At 67.9% G+C, this 8444-nt stretch carries 6 protein-coding genes, 1 tRNA gene and 2 pseudogenes; 5 read left to right on the top strand and 4 right to left on the bottom strand.

Annotated elements, in window-relative coordinates; genetic code table 11:
* Positions 1–271 precede the first annotated feature (271 nt).
* Positions 272–570, bottom strand: a pseudogene (locus tag G6048_RS45025) (DUF58 domain-containing protein); the annotation flags it as partial.
* Between the two features lie 322 nt (positions 571–892).
* Between G6048_RS45025 and G6048_RS45020 the strand changes: the two are divergent.
* The 3 genes from G6048_RS45020 to G6048_RS45010 all read left to right on the top strand — a co-directional run bounded on the left by G6048_RS45020 (position 893) and on the right by G6048_RS45010 (position 4542).
* Positions 893–1414, top strand: coding sequence for a flavin reductase family protein (locus G6048_RS45020; RefSeq protein ID WP_235991090.1), 522 nt, complete (start codon positions 893–895; stop codon positions 1412–1414).
* A 601-nt stretch (positions 1415–2015) separates the two neighbouring features.
* The gene (locus G6048_RS45015; protein ID WP_165345405.1) at positions 2016–3479 is read left to right on the top strand and encodes an aldehyde dehydrogenase; all 1464 of its coding nucleotides are present in this window, start codon (positions 2016–2018) and stop codon (positions 3477–3479) included.
* Between the two features lie 214 nt (positions 3480–3693).
* Positions 3694–4542 (top strand): PaaX family transcriptional regulator, encoded by an 849-nt coding sequence (locus G6048_RS45010; protein WP_165345404.1) that lies wholly within the window; start codon positions 3694–3696, stop codon positions 4540–4542.
* A 412-nt stretch (positions 4543–4954) separates the two neighbouring features.
* Here the strand turns inward: G6048_RS45010 and G6048_RS45000 are convergent.
* Positions 4955–6100 (bottom strand): annotated as a pseudogene (locus G6048_RS45000) (IS3 family transposase).
* A 190-nt stretch (positions 6101–6290) separates the two neighbouring features.
* A complete protein-coding gene (locus G6048_RS44995) occupies positions 6291–6896 on the bottom strand; it encodes a dihydrofolate reductase family protein (RefSeq protein WP_165345403.1) in 606 nt (201 codons plus the stop codon).
* On the opposite strand from G6048_RS44995, the gene G6048_RS52135 reads away from it, so the two are divergent.
* Positions 6871–7707: a site-specific integrase gene (locus G6048_RS52135; protein WP_408056236.1), complete on the top strand. Its 837-nt coding sequence runs from the start codon at positions 6871–6873 to the stop codon at positions 7705–7707. The two genes, G6048_RS44995 and G6048_RS52135, sit on opposite strands and share 26 nt — an antisense overlap.
* Before the next feature lie 204 nt (positions 7708–7911).
* Here the strand turns inward: G6048_RS52135 and G6048_RS44985 are convergent.
* Positions 7912–7988 (bottom strand) — tRNA-Pro (locus G6048_RS44985).
* Between the two features lie 96 nt (positions 7989–8084).
* Between G6048_RS44985 and G6048_RS44980 the strand changes: the two genes are divergently transcribed.
* Positions 8085–8444 (top strand): DUF309 domain-containing protein (locus G6048_RS44980; protein WP_165345401.1); only part of this gene is annotated, 360 nt, incomplete at its 3' end.

The raw sequence follows: 8444 nt of genomic DNA, 5'->3' as shown, positions 1-8444 counted from the left end.
CAAAGGCGACGGCGTCCACCACGCCATGCTCGGCATCGCCCGCCTCCACAACCTCACCCTCGCCGGTTGACGAAGAACAGGCAGGTCAACCAACACGTCGTAGATCATTTACGGGACAAGCCTTAGGCCTGACAGCGCCGATGATACAGCGGGACCCCTGTGGGAAAGTAGGACGCACCGGAAGTAATTGTAGAGAAATCCCCCGTGCTGTCCGGCACGGGGGCTTTTTACGTTTCAGGGGGCTTTTTGCGTTTCAGGGGGCTTTCAGCGCCTATCTGCCCCCAGCGCGTCTGAGACGTCCCGCTGCTTTGAGAGCCAGATAGGCGTCTGCCAAAGCCGGTGGCAGGTCGTTCGGCGTCGCGTCGACGACCGTGACGCCATGCCGGGTGAACTGCTCGGCGGTGCGATGACATTGCGCCTGGGCCTGAGCCGCGGCGGAGGCTACCTGCACGGCTTCGGTGCTCCCCGAGCCGCGGCCATGCGCTCTATGTGCGGGTCGGCCACTGAAGCGACCAGGACCATGTGGCGCTGAGTGAGGCGGGAGAGTGCGGGCGGCAGGCCTTCCTCGACCACCCACCCTGACGCGTCACAGTCAAGGACGGATTTGAAGATCTCTTGCCGCACTCGACAGCCGGTGGAGGACGCGAACGGCACCGGAAGATTGATTGATCACGGGCATCCTTTCGTTACGATACACAAAAGATTTCGGAAAGGTATTCTCACGACACAAAGACGGTTGTTTCTCCGCCGGGCCAGTAATAAGCTATCCCTGGAATCAGGATGGAGGATTTGGAATGGGGTCATCTTGAACCAGAACTCCGACCATTCGTGGAAGAAACTGACTTCGACTGTCGGCCTCATAACCAACCTTGATCAACGAGGCGTCAACGTCATGTCGGCGGAGTGGTCCTACTTCGTCAACAAGAACCCCCTCTACGTATCCGTTGTACTCAGTCCACAGGCCGACACGCGCGCAGCCCTGGAATCCAGCGGTGAGTCCGGGCTGACGCTCCGCTCGGCGGGCCAGGCGGCCCTCGTCGACTTCGCCGGCAGCTTCTCGACGGCCGAGGTGGACAAGTCGGCCGGCGAGCTGATCGACTTCGGGCAGCCCGTCACCACCGCCACGCCCTGGGTCCAGGGCGGAGTGCCGGCGCTGGAGTGCGAGCTGCGCCAGACCGTGGACCTGCCCGGCCACCGGGTGTACATCGCCGAGGCCGTGGCGACGCATCGCCCCGCTGAAGACTGCCTGCCACTGGTCAAACACGGCGGTATGTTCCAGACCGGCGACCCTGCGCAACGCGTCAGCGTGGTGGCCGCGGCGCCCGCCGGACCGCACAGAGATCGACCTCGGCGCGCATCCGTCGGCGGCGTACGGAGACTTCCTCGCCGATTTTCCCCTGCCGACTTCTGGTAACGCCTGGTCGGGCGTCGGGATCCGGGGGGAACGCCCCGGCGCACGACCCGGCTACGCCGCCCTTGGCAATGCTGCCACGACTGGAGTTGTCACCGCCGTCAGGCCACTGAGCGTCCCTTGAGGTTGCGGGTGAACTCCCGGGCCCTGCGGATGCGATTGCCGCTCGCCTCGTGATCAGCAACTTCTCGTCCTACGACGCGTTCGCCACAACGGATCCGTCGGAAACGTAGTAGCTGGAGACATCGGCCGCCATCACGGTTCCACTGAGACCGAATAGGGCGTGGGCGCCGATGAATCTTCCAGCCCACCCCTTTAACCGATGAGTAATGATTCCCCCGAATGGAATAGGCATTACAGACTGGCCGCCAGAGGGATCTGCCGATGGAAGAATTCGAGGGTCATATCGCACATCCATGATGCGCTCTGGAGAGGAAAACCGCAGACGCTCACCGGCGACGCCGACGACCCGACCCTCGTCGAGTCGGCCACATCGACCAGTACTCGGCGAAGACCAAGTACTGGAAGGCAACCCCGATCACCTTCGACCTCGAAGGCCGCACCCCGCTCGGATGACCACCGCCCTCGGAACGGAGTCCCTGCCATGAGCCGCACCGCCGTCCCCCTGCCCGTCCGCGATCTGACCCAAATCCACGCCGACGGCACGTGGAAGACCGCCACCGGTACCGAGACCGTCACCCTGCTGGACCCGGCCACGGAACAGCCGCTGGGCAGCACCGTCCTCGCCGGCGCCGCCGATGTGAACGCCGCCGTCACCTCCGCGCGTCGGGCGTTGGACCACGGCCCTTGGGGCCGCAGCACCCCGGCCGAGCGAGCGGATGTCCTGGAGCGCTTCGCCGATGCCCTGGAAAAGCACGCCGACGACATGAGCCGGCTGGTCACCCGGGAGATGGGGATGCCGCTGGGCTTCTCCCTGATGAACAACGTCGACGCCCCGGCGATGGTCCTCCGCTACTACGCCGGCCTGTCCCGTGGGCTGGAGCAGGAGGAGACCCGAGTCCCTGTCGGGCCCGGCAGCCGGACCGTCGTACGGCGTGAGCCGATCGGCGTGGCGGCCGTCATCCCGCCGTGGAACTACCCGGTGTTCCTGGCCATCACCAAGATCGCACCGGCGTTGGCGGCCGGCTGCACCGTCGTCTTCAAGCCCTCGGTGGAGACCTCGCTCAGCGGCGCCCTGCTGGTCCGGATCGCACAGGAGGCCGGGGTGCCGGCCGGCGTCTTCTGCTTCGTGCCCGGCGGCGCCGCCACCGGCGCCGAGCTCGTCCGGCACCCCGGCATCGACAGGGTCGCCTTCACGGGCGCCACCTCCACCGGCCGCCTGATCGGTGCCGAGTGCGGCGAACGCCTCATCCCGGCCAACCTCGAACTCGGCGGCAAGTCCGCGGCGATCGTCCTCGACGACGCCGACCTCGAACACACCCTGCAGGGGCTGGGGTTCCTGTCGTTCCTCAACACCGGGCAGACCTGCTTCGCGATGACCCGCGTCGTCGCCACGCCCGGCCACTACGACCGGATCGTCGACGGTCTCGCCGAGATCGCGCGGCAGCAGGTGATCGGCGATCCCCTGGCCCCGGCGACCACGACCGGACCGCTGGTGAGCGCCCGCCAGCGCGAGACGGTGGAGCAGTACGTGGCTTCCGGCCTTGCGGAGGGGGCCAGGCTGGTGACCGGGGGCCGCCGCCCGGACACCCCGGCCAAGGGCTGGTTCTACGAGTCGGCCGTCTTCGCCGAGGTCGGCAACGGGATGCGGATCGCCCGGGAAGAGATCTTCGGCCCGGTGGTGTGCGTGCTGCGGGCCGCCGACGAGGACGAAGCCGTGGCCATCGCCAACGACTGTCCCTACGGCCTGGCCGGGACGGTGTGGACAGCCGATCCCGAACACGGCCTGGACATCGGTCGCCGGGTACGGACCGGCACCTTCGGGGTCAACGGATACCCGCCCGACATCTCCGCCCCCTGGGGCGGCATGAAGGACAGCGGCGGCGGCCGCGAGTACGGCCCGGAGGGGCTTGAGTCCTATCGCGTCGTCAAGTCCCTCTACATCTAACTAGAGACCCCGGGAGGCCTCGAGCCCGCTGGCGTCGCGAACTACTGACGGTTGGGGCGGCGCGGCGCGTAGACGGGGCGCCTGGTGGCTCGCAGGCAGGCCACGGGAGGTTTCGCTCGCCATGGGGATCCGGGCATCCTCGCCGGAAGCGGCCCGCGAAGGACAGGGAAGAGCGCGAACGCAGGGAGCCGAAGACTGTGGCCTCAGTGCAGACATGACGACGGAGCCGGCCTCCCATGTCCCGGGCGGACGCGACAGGCGCCTCGGCTCACTCATCATCACGATCTTCGGCCTCTACGCACGGGGGGAGCACAACTGGCTTGCCGTGGCGTCCGTGGTCCAACTCATGGCGGATCTCGGGGTCGAAGCCCAGGCCGTGCGGTCGTCGATCTCCCGCCTGAAGCGCCGCGGCGTGCTACTCAGCCGGCGCCACGCAGGCGCCGTCGGTTATGCCTTGGCGGACTCGACTCTGGAGACGCTCGCCGAGGTAGACGTGCGGATCTTCGAGCGCAGCCGGGCCACCGCCGAGGACGGCTGGCTCGTGGTCGTCTTCTCCGTGCCCGAATCCGAGCGCGAGAGGCGGCACGAACTGCGCACGACCCTGACCCACTTGGGCTTCGGAACCGCGGCACCCGGCGTCTGGGTCGCCCCGGGGACCCTGGCCGCGGAGACCCGGCGCACCCTGGTACGCCGCGAACTGTCCGAGTACGTCGACATCTTCACCGGCGACCACTTCGCCTTCGGAGATTTGCGGTCGAAAGTCCGCAGGTGGTGGGACCTGGACGAACTCACCGAGCCGTACGCGGACTTCATACGGCACTACCGCCCCGTCCTCGATGCAGCCTCGTCAGGCGGTATCACTGCGCCGGAGGCGTTTCGCACGTACATACCGATGCTCACTCAATGGCGGCGGCTGCCCCACCGCGACCCGGGGCTTCCCCTGTCGCTGCTGCCTCCGGGGTGGAACGGGGTGACCGCGAGCGTCCTGTTCGACGAGCTCAACAACACGCTGAGCGCACCGGCACGCGACTATGCCCTGGCGGTGATCCACGGGCACGGATAGTGCACGCACTTCTTCCGTATCGACGGTGCAGGCCCTCGGGCGCGCACCCCGAGCAGCTCGGAGCCCACCTCGGCGGCGGCACGGACGACCTGGCCGCGCACAAGCATGCCGAGGCGTCGGCGGCAGCGGATGCGCAGCACGACGGGGACCAGGTGCGGGAAACGCGCCGGGTTGCGTACGACGGTCGCGAGCAGGGTGCCGTCGGCGTAGAACAGGGCGAACGGCGTACGACGGTGCGCTCGACAGCCGCAGACAGCGGGCCACCTCGCGCCAGGAGTGAGGTTCCCCCGTCGTTCGGCAGGTGTTGATCAGCTGGTCAGAGTGGGTTGAAGGGGTTTCAGGTTCACTCGTTCGGCCGCTGCCTGCTCGGCGTAGTGATTTTCGGGGCTTGACCCGGAATCTTGGACACGGGCTATGCGGCTTGGGCCAGGGTAGTTGATGTTGTGTCGAGTGTTGTCTCGTAGGCGATGCGACTGCGTTGACCGAGGCTGGAGTGGCGGCGTCGGGTGTTGTAGCGGTGCAGCCAGCGGAACAGGTCGAGGCGGGCTTCGCGCTCGTCAGCCCAGGCACCGCGGCCCTGGAGAGTCTCCCGCTTGCATGTCGCGTGGAAGGACTCGGCGAGCGCGTTGTCCGCCGAACTGCCCACCGCGCTCATGCTCTGGATCACACCCGCCCGGCGGCAGGCGTCGGCGAACGCCCGGCTCGTGTACTGGGCCCCGTGATCGGTGTGCATCAGTTCCGGCACGCATGTGATCGGCGATCGCCCAGCCGGCAAGGCGCCGGGAGGCGAGATCGATGACCGTGGCCAGATACAGGAACTTCCCGCCGGCCAACGGGAGGTAGGTGATGTCGCCGACGTACTTCGTGTTCACCGCGGCAGAGGTGAAGTCGCGGCCGATGAGGTCGGCTGCCTGGGCGGCGGCCGGGTCCGCGATGGTCGTGCGGTGCTTCCTGCGCAGCCGCAGCCCGGCCAGGCCGACCTGGCGCATGATGCGGGCGACCCTCTTGTGGTTGACCAACTCGCCCATCTCCCGCAGTTCGGCGGTGATCCTGGGGACGCCGTAGGTGCCGTCCGCGTCCTGGTGAACCTTGCGTATCCGGGCGGCGAGCTTGGCATCGGCCGCCTGGCGGGCCGCCCGGTCCGCTGTGGTCGTGCGCCAGTAGTAGAAGCTTGAGCGGGCGATGCCGAGGATGGTGCACAGCCGCTTCACGCCGAAGCGGCGCTGGTGGTCGGCGACGAACTGGAAGCGGTTCACCAGCGCGTCTCCCCGGCGAAATACTTCGCCGCCTTGCGCAGGATCTCGCGCTCCTCCTCCAGCTCGCGGACCTTCTTGCGCAGGGCCGCGTTCTCCGCCTCCAGGGGCGTGGCCGGCTCGGTGGGTATCTCCGCCCGGCGGCCCCGGGGCCGACTTGCCCCGGCAGCCCGTACCCAGTTCCGCAACGTCTCCGGGTTGACCCCCAGGTCAGCGGCAACCGACCTGATCGTCGCTCCCGGGCGCGACCGGTACAGCGCGACCGCGTCCGCCTTGAATTCCGGCGGGTAGTGCTTCATGACCACGAGATGTCCGTTCTCAGATCCTCAAGATCTAGTGTCTCGTGTGTCCAAGCTCAGGGGTCAAGCCCCGTTCCGTGAGCACCCCGATCGCCAGGTGATCAGGCAACCGCTCGCCGCGGTGCACGACGGCTAGCGGTAGGGCCTCCCGCCGGCGCCGGTCTGGCGGCCGTCCAGACCGGCGGACGGGGCGACGTCACGCAGGGACGCCGAGCGGCGGGTGCTCGAGCACGCGAGGCTTGTACTCGACCAGCTGGATGCGGCCGTCGAAGGTGCGGTGCTCGATCATCTCGAGGGCAACGTCCGGATAGCCGTCGTAGATGCGTTCTTCGCCCGTGGCCCCGGTGATCACCGGGAACATCACGACCCGGAAGCGGTCGACGAGTCCGGCTCGTAGCAGGGACCGGCACAGGCTGAGGCTGCCGATCGTGCTGAGGAGCCCCGAGCCACTCGACTTCATGGCGCGGACCGCCTCGACGGCGTTGTCGCGGACGAGCGTGGAGTTGGCCCACGTCAGTGGCTGATCGAGTGAGGAGGAGAACACCACCTTGGACGCTTGCGTGAGCTCGTCGACGGACGCCTCTTCCTCGGGCCTGAACTCGTCCTGGCCCTTCGGGACCTCGCCTGCGGCGAAGCCCGACATCAGGCGGTAGGTGTTCGCTCCCATCAGGTAGGTGGCCTCGGGCTGCTCGCCGAGCCATGCGAGGTACTCCGGGCCCTCGAGGCCCCAGAACCCGGGCCATCCCTCTCCCGATGCGTGGCCGTCGAGGGAGGTGATGAAGTCGACGAGAAGCTCCGACATGGCGGTGTCCTTTCCTAGGATGTCACGAGCTTGGACTGGCCGGGAGCCACAAACTCATCGGCCGCGCTGTGGAGTAACGAGGAAACCCATGACGCTGCAGCCGATCAGGCCGGCGGAGCGGCACTGCTTCGGAGGGCCGGTTCAAAGATGGGTTGAGGGAGAAGCGACTCCCCAACGCGTCGCGGTCCTTCGGAGACGCGAAACGGTCCAACCGGCTCGCTCGAGATCATTCACGGGCTGCCCTCAGGCCGCCGCCCTTGGCGCCCGGCCAGGCGAGGCACTCGGCCTGCGCTGGGACGACATCCACCTGACCGAACGCGTTCTGTACGTACGCTGCACGCTCTCCGCGGTCGACAACAACCACCTCGTGATCACCCCACCCAAGACCCGTACGAGCAAGAACTGGGTCGCCATATCCCCACGTGTCGCCGCCGCCCTCCGGCACCGGGCCCGGTCAACGCCCCGGGCTCATAGCGATCCCCACGCCCCCTTCACAGGACTGGTCTTCTGCCGACCCGACGGCCGACCGCTGCAGCCGCGCACCGTCCTCGACCGGCTCCGGCAACTGTCCGACGAAGCAGGCGTCCCCCGGGTGACCGTTCACGACCTGCGCCACCTGGCCGCCACCCTCACCATCACCGACGGCGTCCCCCCCTCACCGTGGTCTCCAAGACCCTGCGCCACTCCACCCTGTCCACCACGGCCAACATCTACAGCCACCTCACCCAGCAAGCCGCCCGCGAAGCCGTCGACACCATCCAACAGACCCTCACACAGGTCGAGCAGAGAGCCGACAGGAAGGCCCGGCTGAAGCAGCTGCGATCACCACGCGACCACATCCAACGGCTCCGCGAAGCCCTCAACAAGCTCCGCTCCCCCACCCCGCCGTCTTTCTACGCCACCGCGGACCGGTCCGCCACCCGGCCTGCGACCACACCGCGACCACCAGCCCTCCGGACATACGAAAAGCCGCCCTCCCGTAAACGAGAGAACGGCCTCCGACCTGCATCAAAGCTGGTCGGGACGACAGGATTTGAACCTGCGACCCCTTGACCCCCAGTCAAGTGCGCTACCAAGCTGCGCCACGTCCCGATGCGACCGTCGCGGTGGACCGCGTGATCGCCGAAGAGCACTTTACCTCACGTCGCGGCGTGCTCCGAAGGGGCATGGGGCGAGGACAATCGAGGTATGGGTAGTACTTCTGACGCCGGACGGGACAGGGATGCCGAGGGGCGGGCGCGCAGTGCGCGGCCGCGGGACGGGCTTGGGCGGCCGTTGCCTTACGGGGCCGACGGGGTGGAGCGGCAGCCCGAAGGGGTTGTACGTGCGCCGGAGCAGACCGTCGACGAGGCACAGGCGCTGTTGGAGGCCGGGAAGCCGTTCCATGCGCACGAGGTCTTCGAGGATGCCTGGAAGTCGGGGCCGGAGGAGGAACGGGCCCTGTGGCGCGGGCTGGCCCAGCTCGCGGTGGGGCTCACGCATGCGGCTCGCGGGAATCTCACGGGTGGGGCGCGGCTGTTGCGGCGGGGGGCCGGTGCGGTCGAGGAG

The organism is Streptomyces ureilyticus (genome assembly GCF_011045025.1).
In the GTDB taxonomy this organism is placed as follows: Bacteria; Actinomycetota; Actinomycetes; order Streptomycetales; family Streptomycetaceae; genus Streptomyces; species Streptomyces ureilyticus.
Note: the sequence above shows the minus strand (reverse complement) of the source record. Positions and strands in the feature narration are given on the sequence as shown.

What these genes read in the sequence shown, in the direction of transcription:
- G6048_RS45020 (WP_235991090.1), top strand. Translation starts at nt 893, where the DNA reads ATGTCGGCGGAGTGGTCCTACTTCGTCAACAAGAACCCCCTCTACGTA.
- G6048_RS52135 (WP_408056236.1), top strand. Translation starts at nt 6,871, where the DNA reads ATGAAGTCGACGAGAAGCTCCGACATGGCGGTGTCCTTTCCTAGGATG.
- G6048_RS44995 (WP_165345403.1), bottom strand. Translation starts at nt 6,896, where the DNA reads ATGTCGGAGCTTCTCGTCGACTTCATCACCTCCCTCGACGGCCACGCA.
- G6048_RS45015 (WP_165345405.1), top strand. Translation starts at nt 2,016, where the DNA reads ATGAGCCGCACCGCCGTCCCCCTGCCCGTCCGCGATCTGACCCAAATC.
- G6048_RS45010 (WP_165345404.1), top strand. Translation starts at nt 3,694, where the DNA reads ATGACGACGGAGCCGGCCTCCCATGTCCCGGGCGGACGCGACAGGCGC.